At 67.2% G+C, this 14844-nt stretch carries 15 protein-coding genes and 1 tRNA gene; all 16 read right to left on the bottom strand.

Going from position 1 to position 14844, the window contains the following annotated elements; translation table 11 throughout:
* Window position 1: 1 nt before the first annotated feature.
* The 16 genes from GDI_RS06775 to dcd all read right to left on the bottom strand — a co-directional run bounded on the left by GDI_RS06775 (window position 2) and on the right by dcd (window position 14771).
* The gene (locus tag GDI_RS06775) at window positions 2–448 is read right to left on the bottom strand and encodes a DUF3597 domain-containing protein (RefSeq protein WP_012224712.1); all 447 of its coding nucleotides are present in this window, start codon (window positions 446–448) and stop codon (window positions 2–4) included.
* A gap of 80 nt (window positions 449–528) precedes the next feature.
* On the bottom strand, window positions 529–1827 hold the full coding sequence (ahcY, locus tag GDI_RS06780) for an adenosylhomocysteinase (protein WP_012554150.1): 1299 nt from the start codon (window positions 1825–1827) through the stop codon (window positions 529–531).
* Window positions 1828–1903: 76 nt separating this feature from the next.
* The gene (locus GDI_RS06785; protein WP_012224716.1) at window positions 1904–2920 is read right to left on the bottom strand and encodes a dipeptidase; all 1017 of its coding nucleotides are present in this window, start codon (window positions 2918–2920) and stop codon (window positions 1904–1906) included.
* A gap of 113 nt (window positions 2921–3033) precedes the next feature.
* Entirely contained in the window at window positions 3034–3444 is a 411-nt protein-coding gene (locus tag GDI_RS06790; RefSeq protein WP_231854237.1) for an Hsp20/alpha crystallin family protein, read from the bottom strand.
* Window positions 3445–3787: 343 nt separating this feature from the next.
* Window positions 3788–4003: a hypothetical protein gene (locus GDI_RS06795; RefSeq protein WP_012224725.1), complete on the bottom strand. Its 216-nt coding sequence runs from the start codon at window positions 4001–4003 to the stop codon at window positions 3788–3790.
* A 152-nt stretch (window positions 4004–4155) separates the two neighbouring features.
* The gene (locus GDI_RS06800; RefSeq protein ID WP_012224727.1) at window positions 4156–6501 is read right to left on the bottom strand and encodes a TonB-dependent receptor; all 2346 of its coding nucleotides are present in this window, start codon (window positions 6499–6501) and stop codon (window positions 4156–4158) included.
* A 389-nt stretch (window positions 6502–6890) separates the two neighbouring features.
* Window positions 6891–7892: a hypothetical protein gene (locus GDI_RS19715; RefSeq protein ID WP_157871004.1), complete on the bottom strand. Its 1002-nt coding sequence runs from the start codon at window positions 7890–7892 to the stop codon at window positions 6891–6893.
* Between the two features lie 433 nt (window positions 7893–8325).
* A tRNA-Phe gene (locus GDI_RS06815) sits at window positions 8326–8401 on the bottom strand.
* Between the two features lie 59 nt (window positions 8402–8460).
* Window positions 8461–8679: a DNA gyrase inhibitor YacG gene (locus tag GDI_RS18980; RefSeq protein WP_157871005.1), complete on the bottom strand. Its 219-nt coding sequence runs from the start codon at window positions 8677–8679 to the stop codon at window positions 8461–8463.
* A 27-nt stretch (window positions 8680–8706) separates the two neighbouring features.
* Complete coding sequence (locus GDI_RS06820; RefSeq protein WP_041249330.1) at window positions 8707–9813, bottom strand: ribonuclease E/G; 1107 nt, start codon at window positions 9811–9813, stop codon at window positions 8707–8709.
* Window positions 9810–10448 (bottom strand): Maf family protein, encoded by a 639-nt coding sequence (locus tag GDI_RS06825; protein WP_012224736.1) that lies wholly within the window; start codon window positions 10446–10448, stop codon window positions 9810–9812. Before GDI_RS06825 ends, GDI_RS06820 begins: the two co-directional genes overlap by 4 nt.
* 13 nt (window positions 10449–10461) lie before the next feature.
* Complete coding sequence (gene infA / locus GDI_RS06830) at window positions 10462–10680, bottom strand: translation initiation factor IF-1 (RefSeq protein ID WP_003622234.1); 219 nt, start codon at window positions 10678–10680, stop codon at window positions 10462–10464.
* A 140-nt stretch (window positions 10681–10820) separates the two neighbouring features.
* Window positions 10821–12134 (bottom strand): histidinol dehydrogenase, encoded by a 1314-nt coding sequence (gene hisD, locus GDI_RS06835; protein ID WP_012224737.1) that lies wholly within the window; start codon window positions 12132–12134, stop codon window positions 10821–10823.
* A complete protein-coding gene (gene hisG, locus GDI_RS06840) occupies window positions 12131–12838 on the bottom strand; it encodes an ATP phosphoribosyltransferase (RefSeq protein WP_012224738.1) in 708 nt (235 codons plus the stop codon). Before hisG ends, hisD begins: the two co-directional genes overlap by 4 nt.
* Window positions 12839–12943: 105 nt before the next feature.
* Entirely contained in the window at window positions 12944–14206 is a 1263-nt protein-coding gene (gene murA / locus GDI_RS06845) for a UDP-N-acetylglucosamine 1-carboxyvinyltransferase (RefSeq protein WP_012224739.1), read from the bottom strand.
* A gap of 10 nt (window positions 14207–14216) precedes the next feature.
* Complete coding sequence (gene dcd, locus GDI_RS06850) at window positions 14217–14771, bottom strand: dCTP deaminase (RefSeq protein WP_012554156.1); 555 nt, start codon at window positions 14769–14771, stop codon at window positions 14217–14219.
* Window positions 14772–14844 lie beyond the last annotated feature (73 nt).

Below are 14844 nucleotides of genomic sequence, written 5' to 3' on the forward strand. Positions count from 1 at the left end.
GTCATTTCAGGTCGTCGGGAACCTTGCCGCCATTGTCCGCCAGCTTCTGCATGACCTGCCTGTGCAGCCAGGTATTCATTCCGGCGGAATCGTTCATGTCGCCGGTATAATGCAGTTCCTCCGCCAGTTGCTTGCGCGCGGCCAGCGAACTGTCCAGGCCCAGCAGCTTCATCAGGTCGACGATCGACTGCCGCCAGTTCAGCGGTTGCGGCGCCTTGGCTGCCAGGGCGGACAGGATGGCGGCGACGTCGACCGGCTGCGCCGGAGCGGTGGCTGCAGCCGGAGCTGGGGCTGGGGCCGTGGTCGGGGATGCGCCCGGCGGCGTGGCCTGGGGGGCGGCCGTGCCCGACGGCGTCAGCGTGACCTGCGGATTGGCCGTGGACGCGCCCGCGGGCGTGACGCCGGCATGGCCGAAGATCGTGGAAAGAATGGTTCCGAAGATGCTCATGGTCTGAAACTCCCCTGGTCGTTGGTCCCGGGGACCGGATGCGACCGCATGCAATGCGGCGCATCCGGTGCGCCGGACCGTCAGTACCGGTACAGGTCGTTCTTGAACGGCCCGTTGACCGGAACGCCGATATAGTCGGCCTGTTTCGCCGTCATCCGCGTCAATTCGGCGCCGACCTTCGCCAGGTGCAGGGCCGCGACCTTTTCGTCCAGGTGCTTGGGCAGGGTGTAGACCTTGCGCTCGTACTTGCCGGCCGGCGCGGTCCACAGTTCGATCTGCGCCAGCGTCTGGTTGGTGAAGGACGCCGACATCACGAAGGACGGGTGACCCGTCGCGTTGCCCAGATTGACCAGACGGCCCTCGGACAGGACGATCAGGCGCTTGCCGTCGGGGAAGACGACCTCGTCCACCTGCGGCTTGATGTTGTCCCAGGGGAAGTTGCGCAGCGCGTCGATCTGGATCTCGGAATCGAAATGCCCGATATTGCAGACGATGGCGCGGTGCTTCATCTCGCGCATATGGTCGATGGTGATGATGTCGACATTGCCGGTGCAGGTGACGAAGATGTCACCGCGCGGGGCGGCGCCTTCCATCGTCACGACCTCGTAGCCTTCCATCGCCGCCTGCAGGGCGCAGATCGGGTCGGCCTCGGTTACCAGAACGCGGCAGCCGGCATTGCGCAGCGACGCGGCCGATCCCTTGCCCACGTCGCCATAGCCGGCGACGACGGCGATCTTGCCGGCCATCATCACGTCGGTGCCGCGACGGATCGCGTCCACCAGGCTCTCGCGGCAGCCGTACAGATTGTCGAATTTCGACTTGGTGACGCTGTCGTTGACGTTGATCGCGGGCACGGCCAGCGTGCCCTTCTTCGCCATTTCCCACAGGCGATGCACGCCGGTGGTCGTCTCCTCGGACAGGCCGCGCACGTCCTTCAGCATGTCGGGGTACTTGTCGTGCATCAGCACGGTCAGGTCGCCGCCATCGTCCAGGATCATGTTCGGCGTCCAGCCGTCCGGACCCTTCACCGTCGCCTCGATGCACCACCAGAATTCGTCCTCGGACAGGCCCTTCCAGGCGAAGACCGGCACGCCCGTCGCGGCGATGGCGGCGGCGGCGTGGTCCTGGGTCGAAAAGATGTTGCACGACGACCAGCGCACGGTGGCGCCCAGCGCGGTCAGGGTCTCGATCAGCACGGCGGTCTGGATCGTCATGTGCAGGCAGCCGGCGATGCGCGCGCCCTTCAGCGGCTGGCTGGCACCGAATTCCTCGCGCAGTGCCATCAGGCCGGGCATTTCACCCTCGGCGATCGAAATCTCCTTGCGGCCCCATTCGGCGAGCGAGATGTCCCGTACCTTGTAATCCGTGCTGGCGGTCATGTTCCGTCCTGTCCGTAGAGAAAAATCCCGGCAGGTATAGGCGGTCACGTTCCCCGGGGCTAGAGCCGGCGTCCCGTCAGGATGCGGCGACGTCCTCGGCCGCCCGCAGCACGCGCAGGAAATTGCCGCCCCAGATCGCGGCGATCTGGGCCGCGTCGTAGCCCCGGCGCAGCAGTTCCGCCGTCAGGGCGGGGGACTGCGCCGCGTTGCGCCAGCCCTCGATGGTGCCGCCGCCGTCGAAATCCGACGAAATGCCGACATGCCCGACCCCGATCCGGTCCACGACATAGTCGATGTGATCGACATAGTCCGCCACGTTCACCGGCCGCTTCCGCCGGGCCTCGCGCGGGCGCAGGAAGGCATCGACCGCCGTGATATGGACCACGCCGCCGCAGTCGCGCAATGCGTCGAGCTGTTCGTCGTCCAGGTTGCGCGGATGGTCGCACAGCGCGCGGACGCAGGAATGGGTGGCCAGGACCGGGCTGCGCGACAGGCGCACGGCCTGCATCATGGTGCTGCGCGCGGTGTGCGAGATATCGACCATCAGGCCCAGCCGGTTCATCTCCGCGATCGCCTCGCGCCCCAGGCCGGACAACCCGCCATGGCGGCTCTCGACGTCGCCCAGCGCGGCCGAGGGACGGGCGGAATCGGCCAGTGCGTTATGCCCGTTATGGGTCAGGGTCATGTAGCGCGCGCCCTTCGCGCGGAACCGGGCCAGAAGCGACAGGTCCTCGCCCATCGCGTAGCCGTTTTCCACCGCCGGGACGATCGCGGTGACGCCGTCGCGGAAGGCGGCCTCGATCTCGTCCGCCAGGGGGCAGATCCGCGCCTCGCCGGTCGCGCCACTGCGGCCGATCGCATCCAGCATGTCCAGCGCCTGCTGCCCGATGGCGGCATGGGTGTCCGCATCGGTCGGGCCCTGCCCGACATAGGCGACCAGGCAGGCGGCGGCGATGCCGCCCCGCCGCAGCTTCGGCAGGTCGACATGGCGGTAGGATGTCTCCTGCGCGATGTCGCCCCGGTCGGGCCAGGGAATGTCGATATGCGTATCGACCGTCAGGATGGATCGGTGCAGGGCCTGGGATTCGGTCATGGCGGAAATGTAGCCCGGATTACGCCATCCCGTAAGAGTTTGTCCGCATGCGATGCGCCCCCCGAAGCGACACGCCCCCGGGCGGGGGCGCATCGCGGCGGGCGGTTAGGTCGTCAATGCTGGGTTTCGGTGTTGATCGGGATGCGCCGCCCCTGCGGGGCTTCCGCCCCCTTCGGCATGGTGACGGTCAGCACGCCGTTCTGGAACCGGGCGGTGGCTTCGTCCTCCTTGACGCCGTGCGGCAGGGAGAAGCGGCGTTCGAAGCGGCCATAGCGTCGCTCGCTGTACCCGCTGGACGCATCCGTGCTTTCCTGGCGGCGTTCGCCGCAGATGCACAGCACCCCGTTATCGACGCTGAGCGTGACATCCTTTTCGGTCAGGCCCGGCAGTTCGGCGGTGACGGTCATCGCGGTATCGGTATCGGCGACCTCGACACTGGGCCAGGTGCTGCCGGTGGGGCTGCGCGGATCCCATGCCTGCATGAAATCGTCGAACAGCCGGTCTATTTCCCGCTGGAGACTCATGAACGGACCGCCTTGCCGGTCCTGCGCCGGCATGGGTGGCCGACTGTCATCCCGTCCCCAGGGCATCAGAGAGCGCATAGCCATTGGTTCGTTCCCCTCTGGAATGCGTGATCGGGTAAACCCGATCACGCATTCCAGGCTTTTGTTTTCAGAGCATCTTCACGTGATCAGGTGATCTTACCTCATCACGATCTGCTCTGGCATGGCCGGGGACGCCACGCTGACCGTGGCTGCGACCCGGCCCCTGGAAGCTGGGACGACAGGGGTCGATATCAAGAGGTATTCCTGAAATCTCCTGACGGATAAACAATTGATTTCCGAAGTCGCCTTCCCTTCCGTTCCCTCATCCGGCCAGGGACCGGCGGCCCGGGTCGCTGTTGCGCTCGGCCAGCAGGGCCTCGGCGGCTTCGACAAGGGTCTGCCAATGGATGGTCCGGAGCTCGTCATTGGCTTCCCGGGCCTGGACCAGGTACATCCGGGCGATCAGCACGGCGTCGGGTCCGTGGCGCGCGACGAGTTCGACCGCCTCGGCCGGGACCAGTTTGCGATGGTTCTGCATGGCCTGCCTCCCTCTCTGATGGCGGTCTGCCAGAGATTGGCGGCAGGGCGGCGGGGTTCAATATCGCGACGGGTCGCGGGCAAAAAAAAGCGGGCGCCGCATGGCGCCCGCCGGAGCATGAAGGGGGCGGCATCGCCGCCCCCGGCTGGCCGTCAGAAAGCGGTCGAGACGGTGCCTGTCATCGTGAAACGCGGTTCGACCATGAAGGAATTTCCAGTGCCGGTCGTGTTGGCGTTCTGATCCGTGGCGCGATAGACCACGCCCATCGGGCCGGTGCGGACGATGGAGCCGGTCAGGTTCGTGAAGTTCAGACGGAATGTCGGAGACTTGGCGAACATGAACGGCTTGAAGTGATAGCCGAGCGACAGCGTGTTGGTGACGTAGCCCGGCATGCGCTGGTCCCCGGCGACGCTGACCGACTGCGCGCCGGTATAATGCACGCTGCCGTTGGCGAAGAATCCCTTGTAGGTATAGGTCAATCCGAAATTGGCCATGACGTGCGGCGCCATGACCGCCTGCGTGCCCTTCGAATGGATCAATGTCGGCACGGCCTCGTTGAGGTCCATGACATTGCTGTCCTGCCGGGCGTTGAGGTATTCGATCGACGCATAGGGGCTGAAGCCGTGGATGGAGCGGCCGGATACCATCAGGTCGAAGCCGCGCATGGTCTGGTTGCCGATCGAAATCGGCTTGAAGCTGTTATAGCCGATATACTGGTTCACGATACGGTTGGTGACGTTGTAGTTGAACAGCGCCAGGTCAACGATGACGTATTTGTCGTGATAGCGGTATCCCAGCTCTTCCTTGATGGAATACTGGTTTTTCGGGAAAGCGTTGGGGGCGGTGGGCAGCCAGCCCATGTCGACGGCGCTGGGCTGGCGATAGTCGCCTTCCGCGTTGACGTAGATCTGGTGATGCTCGTTGAACGTATAGCCGATGGACAGTTGCGGCAGCGGCTCGGTCGTGTTGGTGCTGTACCGGTTGTACGGGTCCGCGGTCCAGGTATTGGCCATCACGAACTTGAATCCGGCATGGATGACCAGCTTGTCGTGCAGGTATTTCGCGGTGTCCTGCAGGAACAGCGAGTGCAGCTCGTATCCGGCGTTCTGGCCGTAGGGCGAGGTGGTCTTGTACAGGTACCACGGGCTCGGCGGGGTGCCGTCGGCATTCGTCGCCCCGCTGGGATAGGACTGGTCGGTGTAGTTGTTTTCGTACCAGTAACCCAGCGAGAACGCGTTATGCGGGTCGATCTGGTAGCCCAGCTTCGTCACCGCGCCCACCTGGCGGGTGGCGTTCTGCAGGAAGAAGCTCGTCTGGTTGACACCGTCGACGACGCCGCCCGGAGACGCGTCCCAGCCCTGCCCGAAGCTGAAATAGGGCTGCAGGTCGAAGCTGAAGCGTGCCGGCAGAACGATATGCAGCGGCGCGGTCAGGAAGACCTGGTTCCAGTGATCCTTGTTGTTCTTCCAGTAATTGTCGTCCGAAGGATTGGCCGAACGGCCCCAGCCCTGCCCGGTGTGCTTGAAGGTGTAGAATTCCTGCGCGGTCGGGTAATTGTCGATGGTGAAGTTTTCGTTGTTCCACGACACGAAGACCTTGGCGGTCGAGCCGTTGGCCCAGTCCTTCTGCACGCCGAAATCCAGGTGGTGGCGTTCGTTGATGCCCGCGCCCATCCAGGCCCTGTCATGCGTGTTGGAAAACGAGACATAGGCGCGCACGCCGCTGTTGCCGATATCGCCCGATTCCAGACGCAGGAACTCGCGCGACAGGTTGTTGGTCCCGTACGAGAAATCCATCAGCCCGCCGGCCTTGTGCGATGCGATGTGCGACTGCTCGTTCATCACGCCGCCGGCGGCCGACATGACCGGCAGGTCGATGCCCGAGCTGCCGGGGGTGACGTTGACCTCTTCCAGGTTCTCGGAATCGATGTCCTCGGCCATGTATTTGGCCGCCGCCGCGGGGGCGCCGTCCACCATCAGGCCCATGTCCAGGTCGGTCAGGCCGCGCACCTCGATCATGCCGCCCTGCATGCCGCCGGTATCGGGCGTGGACACGCTCAGGCTCGGCAGGTTCTTGATCAGGTCGAGCGCCGTGCTGGTTGGCGCGCGCATGTCGATATATTCCTTGGCCACGGTCTGGACGGTATGCGGCGCCGTTTCCAGCCGCATCATGCCGCCGCCGCCGTTCAGCGCCTGGCGTGACGAGACGACCGAGATGTCCTCGGGCGAGGCAGCCCGCGCCACCGTGGTGCGCGGCGCGGCGGCGCGCGGGGTCACGGGGTGGGCTGCGGTCGCGGCATGGGCCGCCGGGGCGGCGGGGGCATGGGCCGCGGACGTGGCGGCGGTGCTGGACGTGGCATGACGCTTGGGCGGCGTCGTCGTGGTCGTCGCGGCGCGGGTTTCGGCACCCGACAGGGCAACGCTGCAGACGACGCCGGCCAGACAGGACATGGCCAGAAGCCGGCTTCGCAGTCCGGGCTTCCGGGGGTGATGCGTCATTCCTCGATCCTTCTCAGTTCGTCCTGTTCCGCACGTGTCAGGTCGTGCGGAAATCGTGGCTCGCAATACTCCAAGACGGGCGTGCCTGACACCCGTCTTTCGTAACGAAATTGGCCCCATGCGCCGAAAATCAGTTCATTTTCGAAACTTATGGATGGCCCGCAGGCACCTCAAGGAAAAAAGAATCATCAGGCTGTTGCTGCGATGAGCACACGTGGGAAATACTGCTTCGCCCCGCGGCCATGACCTGGCCATGCGTGGGACCGGCCCCTATGTTCCATAGCAGTAATGACGCGGTGCGTGGCGGGATGCGCCGACTGGCCGCCGTTGCCCGGCAGCGGCGATTCAGAAGATATCCACGATAAGGATCGTCGCCGGTCCCCTGTCGGCTATCGCACGGTCGGACGATGGAGGGACAGGTCGTCCACGACCATATAGGCGATTTCGCCCTGTTCGGCGTTGGCGCCCTGGGCCGGATCGGCGGCATAGAGGGCGTGAAGCAACGCCCTGTCGAACGACGTGAGGCGGGAGGGCGCCGTCTTCTGGAAATGGCTGTCGTTGAACAGGCTCATGATGGAGTTCTGGTTGAAACTCTCTCCGAGTCTCGGTCCGGAAAGAACGACGAAAGAGATATAATCTGCCAGTTGTCCCCAGGTCGATCCCGAAGCAAGTGGTAAATCCACGATAACGATCGTTGAACCTGTTTCGGATTGGGTTGTCTTTTTTATCCAGTCCCCTCCCGAATAGGATTCGAATTCAGGAACTCCTTGTTCGTTATGCTCGCCAATACCGGGGACGAATGCGTCCATTGCACCAGGTGCCGGGACCCTGAGATTGCTTCGATACCAGCGCACGGGGAGATTTTTCCGAAGGTCCGCGGCCGCGATCTCGGGTGGGATCGAAATATGTCTCCCGATGCCCCTGGGAGGTTGTTCGCTGCCGAGCATCGGGGCGCGCGCGATAATCGCATTGAATGCGTCCGTCCCGTTGTCTGCAAACAGGACAATGACGTTCGCGGTGTCGCAATGTTTCGAGATGCCTGGGATAACCGATTCGGCGGCTTTGTTCAGACGATCGACGACGAAGCTGCGAAAGCGCTCGGGAAGACCCGAGACCAGTGGGCAGAATGAACTGTCCCATCGCACGACCTGCCGATACCACGGCGCATAGACCATTTTATCGACTTCCTGCCGGACCTCGTCCCGGGACATGCCGTTAACGACAATGGTCTCGTGTGCCGGATTGCCAGCGGGTCCGGGAAGGTCGGCTGCGTGGGCACAGGATAAGGATACGGCGGCGAAAGCCCCTGCCGCCGCGATTCTTTGCAGGCCCACCCTGAAGCTGCGGCGTGTGGCGGTCCGCCGGACGCCATTTTGCTCACACGGTTGCATTCTGTGCTCCCTCCCTGTCTTTACCGAATGGTAAAGTGGAGTCGATCAATCAATGTAACGTGTCACGAATTTACATTCATTGACGGTTTGCGTGGTGATGTGAAGGCGGCAAAAGCTTTGGACCGTAACATTACTGTGCGGCATCTTCCATGCTGCCGACAGGATGCCTGTCCGCGGCATCGTCATGCCATCTGTTCCAGTCTTCCCGTCGCGAGACCTGTCGTAAGAGTCGCAAGAAGCGTACCGGCAAGGAAAAACAATCATGGGGCAGCCTCGACCGACCGCGCGGTCGCAGGCGGACGACGTCCGCAAGCGGGCGAATGACGGATCAGCGCCGCCGGGATCGCCAGGGAGCCGGAGATCGGCGAACGTCAGCCTACCGGTGCCTGAGCGCGGGGAATATCTGGCGATTTATTGTGATTTGTCGCTTGAATGGTGCCCAAGGGCGGAATCGAACCACCGACACTGCGATTTTCAGTCGCATGCTCTACCAACTGAGCTACTTGGGCACCGGGCCGTCATCCGGCGCGGGCGGTGCGGTTGGACCGTGCCGCCGTGGGGGTGTGATCTATCCCACCTCATCGCCGGGATCAACCCGTCTCGGGTCGTTTTCGTCGAAGATTTGTCCGTCCTCGCCGTGGTCCCATCCCTGGTCCGGGTCGGGCACGCGATAGGTTTCCGAGAACCAGCGGCCCAAATCGATGTCCCCGCAGCGCTTCGAGCAGAAGGGACGGAAGGCCGTCTGCCCCGGGCCGGCCGCAGATCGGGCAAGGGGGCAGGGGGGCAAGGTCGGTATTCGTCGGGGTGGGGTCGGTCATGGTCGTGTGTCCCGGTCGTATGTCCAGCCCTGGGGCGCCAGGGCGGGGTCCAGCCGCCAGGCCGGCTGGTGGCCCGACAGGCGCAGGGCGTCGGCGATCGCGTCCGGATCCTCGGCCAGGGCGCGGGCCAGGTCGGTGCCCACGCGCAGGCCCGGCGGCCGTCCGGGCTGGCCCGCCGACCGGCGGACCCAGTCATCCAGCATCTGCAGCGCCCGGCCCGGCGCGCCGGACAGCATCTCGTGCAGCGGCGGGCGGATGCGGGTCCGCAGGATTTCGGCCAGCCCCAGGGCGGTGAAGCCCAGGAAGCGCGGCCGCAGCGGGTCTTGGGCCAAGGCGGCCTCGATCGTCTCGCGCAGGGCCTGGCGCTTGCGGATCGCCAGTCCCGCCACGTCCAGCACGATGGCGCCGGACAGGTTGCGCAGGCGGATCTGGTGCAGCAACGCCGGCAGCGCGTCGCGGTTGGCGGCGAATTGCGCCGTCTGCTTGGCGCGCCGGTCGGTGCTGGCGCCTCCGCCGTCCATGTCGATCGCGACCAGCGCCGGGGTGGGGGTGATGCTGGCGCGCATGCCGCCCGGCAGCGCCACCACCGGGTCGGCCAGTGCCGCGCACGCGGCCTCGGTTTCCTCGTCGAAGGCGCGGGGGACACGTTGCATCCGGGGCCGCAGGCCGGGCGGGAGGCGTGCGGCGATGGCGGCGTCGTCGATCACGATCGGCGCATCCGGCCATGCCTGGGCCAGCGCGTCCAGCGGGGTGGGGCCACGCGCCAGCAGCGCGGGCGGCCCGGCCGCGTCGCTCCCGCCTTCGGCCTTCAGGCGCGCGCCCTTGCCACCCTGCGGGGCACGGACCACGCGGACCAGCACGGCATCGCCTTCGGTCGGGGCCGTGCCGGCCGAGTCCGGCAGGAAGCCGGCGGTGCCGTCGGCCAGGTCGATGAAGGTGCCGCCCAGGGCGGGCATGCGCGCGCCGGTGCGGCCGCGATGCAGGTCGCCCACGCCGTCGGGGCGGCCCGGGCGCCACAGGGCGTAGTCGCGCAATCCGGTGTCGTCGGTGACGGCGATGCGGATCTCGCCCGGCGCGCTGGCGGCCAGGATCCGCGTCGTCACCGGATCCAGTCCCCTTTCTGGCCGCGCAGCATCTGCGCGACCTCGAACAGCGGCAGGCCGATCACGGCGGAGGGGCTGCCGGACAGGAAGCGGATGAAGGCGGCGGCATGGCCCTGGACGGCATAGCCCCCGGCCTTGCCGTCCCAGTCGCCCGCATCCAGCAGGGCGTCGATCTGCCGGTCGGTCAGGCGGGAGAAGGCGACGGTGCTGAAGACCACGCGCTCGGCCGGGCGCCCCGCGGTCCACGATGCCGTCGGGCGCAGGGCCACGGCGGTCAGCACCGTGTGGCGCCGGCCGGACAGCAGGGACAGGCACTGCTGCGCGGTTGCGCGATCCTCGGCCTTGGGCAGGATGCGCCGGCCCAGTGCCACCACCGTGTCCGCGCCCAGCACCAGGGCGGGTTCGTCCAGCGTGGCCGCGACATGGGCGGCCTTTTCCCGCGCCAGGCGCTGGGCATAGGGGCGGGGCAGTTCGCCGGCGTGCGGCCGTTCGTCGAGATCGGCGGCGATGATTCGCCCTGGTACCAGTCCGATCTGCGCCAGCAGGTCGCGCCGGCGGGGCGAGGCGGAGGCCAGGACGAGCCGGGGCTCCCCCACCCCCGGATCCCCCACCTGGGGCGGGGCGCTGTCGGACATGGAGCGGTCCGCCTTACTTGAAGCGGAAGGTGATGCGACCCTTGCTGAGATCGTACGGGGTCATTTCGACATTCACCCGGTCGCCGGCCAGGACGCGGATGCGGTTCTTGCGCATCTTGCCGCTGGTGTGGGCCAGAATCATGTGCTCGTTGTCCAGTTTCACGCGGAACATGGCGTTGGGCAGCAGCTCGGTCACCGTGCCGCTGAATTCGATCATGTCTTCTTTAGACATCGTGTCCTTCGATCATCTTGTTGACCGGCGCCGGGCCGGCAGAACGGTGCAGGCGGAACCGCTGGATCGGCCAGGTGGCGCGATCCAGCGGCCCATGAAGTGGAATGCAGGCGGATATGTGCGGATTGTAGGCACTGCGGTCAAGCTTTGTCGGACTCGCGCGCCACGGCGTCCAGCCGCGCCGACACGCTCAGCGCGTGTGCGTCCAGCCCCTCGGCCCGCGCCAGGGCCACCGCCGCCGGCCCGATCCGGCGCAGCGCGTCCGGCCCCGCGCCGATGAAGGTCGTGCGCTTCAGGAAGTCGAACACCGACAGGCCCGAGGCGAAGCGCGCGGTCCGGCTGGTGGGCAGGACATGGTTCGGACCGCCGACATAATCGCCGATCGCCTCGGCGCATTGCCGGCCCAGGAAGATCGCCCCGGCATGGCGGACCCGGGCGAACAGCGGTTCCGGATCGGCCAGCAGCAGTTCCAGATGTTCGGGCGCGATCGCGTCGATCAGCGACGCGGCCTCGTCCAGGTCGCGCACGGTGATGATGGCGCCGTGGGCGCCCCAGCTCGCCCCCGCGATGGCGGCGCGGGGCAGGGTGCGCAGTTCGGCCTCGACCGCCTCCGCCACCCGGTCGGCCAGGGTGGCGTCCTGGGTGATCAGGATCGACTGCGCCAGGGCGTCATGCTCGGCCTGCGCCAGCAGGTCCAGCGCGACGATGCGCGGATCGGTGCCGCTGTCGGCCACCACCACGACCTCGGACGGGCCGGCGATGCTGTCGATGCCCACCCGGCCGAACACCTGACGCTTGGCCTCGGCCACATAGGCGTTGCCGGGTCCGACCACGCGGTCCACCGGGCGGATGGTCGCGGTGCCGTAGGCCATGGCCGCCACGGCCTGCGCCCCGCCGACGCGATAGATCTCGGTCACGCCGGCGCGTCGGGCGGCGGCCAGCACCAGCGGATTCAGCACGCCGTCCGGGGTCGGCACGCACATCGCCAGCCGCGCCGCCCCCGCCACCCGCGCGGGCATGGCGTTCATCAGGACCGAGGACGGATAGGCCGCCGTGCCGCCGGGCACGTACAGCCCGACCGCGTCCAGCGCCGTCCAGCGCATGCCCAGATCCACCCCGTCCGCGTCGGTATAGCGCAGGTCGGCCGGCATCTGGGCGCGGTGGAAGGCCTCGATCCGGGTGGCCGCGACATCCAGGGCCGCCAGCAGGTCGGGCGGGACCCGGGCGCAGGCGGCCTCGATCTCGGCCTCGGTGATGCGCAGGCGGTCCGGCGTGACCGGCATGCGGTCGAACCGGGCGGTATAGGCGCACAGCGCCTCGTCGCCCCGCGCACGCACGGCGGCCAGGATCTCGGCGACCGGGGCATCGACGCGGGCGGTGTCGCCCTCGCGGTCGTCCAGCAGGCGGGCGAAGGCGGCACGGAAATCGGGTTGCGCGGTATCCAGCCGTTTCATGCGCTGACGGTCTCCGCCACCGTGGACGCGGCCAGGGCGTGGCGGAAGCGCGCGATCAGCGCGCCGATCCGCTCCGGCTGGGTCTTCAGCGCCGTGCGGTTGACGATCAGCCGGCTGGTGACGGTCGCGATCGTCTCGGTCTCCTCCAGCCCGTTGGCGCGCAGGGTGGACCCGGTATCGACCAGGTCCACGATCAGGTGCGACAGGTCCAGCACCGGGGCCAGCTCCATCGCGCCGTGCAGGTGCACGATGTCGGCATTGATGCCGCGCGCGGCGAAATGGCGGCGGGTGATGGCCGGATATTTGGTGGCCACCCGCACCCGCGACCAGCGCGCGGGATTGTCGGTTCCTTCCTGCCCCCTGGGCCGGGCGACCGACACGCGGCAGGCGCCGATCCGCAGGTCCAGCGGGGCGTAGATCTCGGGATAGTCGAATTCCATCAGCACGTCGGCGCCGCAGATGCCCAGTTGCGCGCCGCCGAAGGCCACGAAGGTCGCGACGTCGAACGAGCGCACGCGCACCACGTCCAGCATCGCATCGTCGGTGGGAAAGCGCAGGCGGCGGCTGCCCTCGTCCAGGCAGTCGGCGGCGGGCGTCAGGCCGGCCCCGGCCAGCAGCGGGGCGGCGGCCTTCAGGATGCGTCCCTTGGGCAGGGCGAGGATCAGCTTCGTGTCCTGGGTTGTCTCCCGGGTTAGGGCGGTCATGCGGTCTCCAGCTACAAAACGCGCGCCCCATGCGATACCGGCCAGGCGCCATGTGGGCTGCGCCTTATCACATTCCGCCCCGCCGCAGGAAGGGCGCGCGCCGCATCATTCCCGAACGCGCTCGATCTGCGCGCCGCAGCGCGCCAGCTTCTGTTCCACGGCCTCGTAGCCCCGGTCCAAGTGATAGACGCGGCTCAGGATCGTCTCGCCATGCGCTGCCAGCCCCGCCAGGATCAGCGAGAACGAGGCCCGCAGGTCGGTCGCCATCACCGGCGCGCCCGACAGCGAATGCACGCCGCGAATGATCGCGGACGAACCATGGACGTTGATGCGCGCGCCCATGCGGTTCAGTTCCGGCACGTGCATGAACCGGTTTTCGAAGATGGTCTCGGTGACCATCGACGCGCCCTCGGCGACCGACAGCAGGGCCATGAACTGCGCCTGCATGTCGGTGGGAAAGCCGGGATAGGGCTCGGTCATGATGTCCACGCCGCGCAGCGCCCCGGTGCGGCGCACGCGCAGGGCGTCGTCCTCCTGGAACACCTCGACCCCGGCTTCCTCCAGCGCGCGGACCACCGCGCCCAGATGGTCGGCCCGGCCGCCGATCAGCCGCAGCTCGCCGCCCGTGATCCCGGCGGCGCAGGCATAGGTGCCGCATTCGATCCGGTCGGGCATCACGCGGTGGGTCGTGCCGTGCAGCGCCTCGACCCCTTCGATGGCCAGCGAGCCGGTACCCGTGCCGGTGATGCGCGCGCCCATGCCGTTCAGGCAGGCGACCAGGTCCGCGATCTCCGGCTCGCGCGCCGCATTGATGATCTCGGTCCGCCCGCGTGCCAGGCAGGACGCCATCAGCAGGTTTTCCGTGGCGCCGACCGAGGCGAACGGCAGGATGATGCGTTCGCCCACCAGCCCGCGCGGCGCGCGGGCGTTGATATACCCGTTTTCCAGCGAGATCTCGGCGCCCAGCGCCTCCAGCCCCTTCAGGTGCATGTCCACCGGGCGGGTGCCGATGGCGCAGCCGCCGGGCAGGGACACCCGGGCCTCGCCGCAGCGCGCCAGCAGCGGGCCCAGCACCAGGATCGAGGCGCGCATCTGCGACACGATGTCGTATGGGGCCTCGGTGTTCGTGATGGTGCCGCCGACGGCCAGGGTGCCGCCGTCGCCCTCCAGGTCCTCGACCGTGACCCCGTGCTGTTCCAGCAGCCGGCGCATGGTCGTGATGTCCGCGATGCGCGGCACGTTGCGCAGCACCAGCCGTTCGGAGGTCAGCAGCCCCGCGACCAGCAGCTTCAGCGCCGCGTTCTTGGCGCCGCCGATGACGATGTCGCCGCGCAGCCGGTGGCCGCCGTGAATGATGAAACGGTCCATGGCCGGGCTCCTACATCCGTGGGGTCGCGACGCCGCGCTGTCCCATATATTTGCCCGCCCGGTCGGCATAGCTGACCTCGCACGGCGACGCGCCCTGGAAGAACAGGAACTGGCAGATCCCCTCGTTGGCGTAGATGCGCGCCGGCAGGGGGGTGGTGTTGCTGATCTCGATCGTCACCTGGCCTTCCCATTCGGGCTCCAGCGGGGTGACGTTCACGATGATGCCGCAGCGGGCATAGGTGGACTTGCCCAGGCAGACGACCAGCGTGTCGCGCGGGATGCGGAAATATTCCACCGTGTGCGCCAGCGCGAAGCTGTTGGGTGGAATGATGCAGACCGGCCCCTCACGCGTGACGAAGCTGTTGGACGCGAAGTTCTTGGGGTCGACGATGGCGTTGTCGACGTCGGTGAAGATCTTGAATTCCGATGCCACCCGCGCGTCGTACCCGTACGAGGACAGGCCGTAGGAAATCACGCCCTCGCGCGTCTGCTGCTCGACGAACGGTTCGATCATCCCGGCCTCGCGGGCCTGCTGTCTGATCCAGCTATCGGGCATAATCGGCATCAAAGATCCTTCCGTCGCGTGGAGGGTGACCATCCTCCTCCCTGCCAGCCCCGACCACTAGCGAAGGCCGCGC

It is taken from the genome of Gluconacetobacter diazotrophicus PA1 5, assembly GCF_000067045.1.
GTDB lineage: Bacteria > Pseudomonadota > Alphaproteobacteria > Acetobacterales > Acetobacteraceae > Gluconacetobacter > Gluconacetobacter diazotrophicus.

Bases quoted from the DNA above. Each gene is read 5' to 3' on its own strand.
- murA (WP_012224739.1), bottom strand. From the start codon at position 14,206: ATGGACCGTTTCATCATTCACGGCGGCCACCGGCTGCGCGGCGACATC.
- hisD (WP_012224737.1), bottom strand. From the start codon at position 12,134: ATGAAACGGCTGGATACCGCGCAACCCGATTTCCGTGCCGCCTTCGCC.
- GDI_RS06785 (WP_012224716.1), bottom strand. From the start codon at position 2,920: ATGACCGAATCCCAGGCCCTGCACCGATCCATCCTGACGGTCGATACG.
- GDI_RS06790 (WP_231854237.1), bottom strand. From the start codon at position 3,444: ATGAGTCTCCAGCGGGAAATAGACCGGCTGTTCGACGATTTCATGCAG.
- GDI_RS19715 (WP_157871004.1), bottom strand. From the start codon at position 7,892: ATGCAACCGTGTGAGCAAAATGGCGTCCGGCGGACCGCCACACGCCGC.
- GDI_RS06825 (WP_012224736.1), bottom strand. From the start codon at position 10,448: ATGTCCGACAGCGCCCCGCCCCAGGTGGGGGATCCGGGGGTGGGGGAG.
- GDI_RS06800 (WP_012224727.1), bottom strand. From the start codon at position 6,501: ATGACGCATCACCCCCGGAAGCCCGGACTGCGAAGCCGGCTTCTGGCC.
- infA (WP_003622234.1), bottom strand. From the start codon at position 10,680: ATGTCTAAAGAAGACATGATCGAATTCAGCGGCACGGTGACCGAGCTG.
- hisG (WP_012224738.1), bottom strand. From the start codon at position 12,838: ATGACCGCCCTAACCCGGGAGACAACCCAGGACACGAAGCTGATCCTC.
- GDI_RS06775 (WP_012224712.1), bottom strand. From the start codon at position 448: ATGAGCATCTTCGGAACCATTCTTTCCACGATCTTCGGCCATGCCGGC.
- GDI_RS06795 (WP_012224725.1), bottom strand. From the start codon at position 4,003: ATGCAGAACCATCGCAAACTGGTCCCGGCCGAGGCGGTCGAACTCGTC.
- dcd (WP_012554156.1), bottom strand. From the start codon at position 14,771: ATGCCGATTATGCCCGATAGCTGGATCAGACAGCAGGCCCGCGAGGCC.
- ahcY (WP_012554150.1), bottom strand. From the start codon at position 1,827: ATGACCGCCAGCACGGATTACAAGGTACGGGACATCTCGCTCGCCGAA.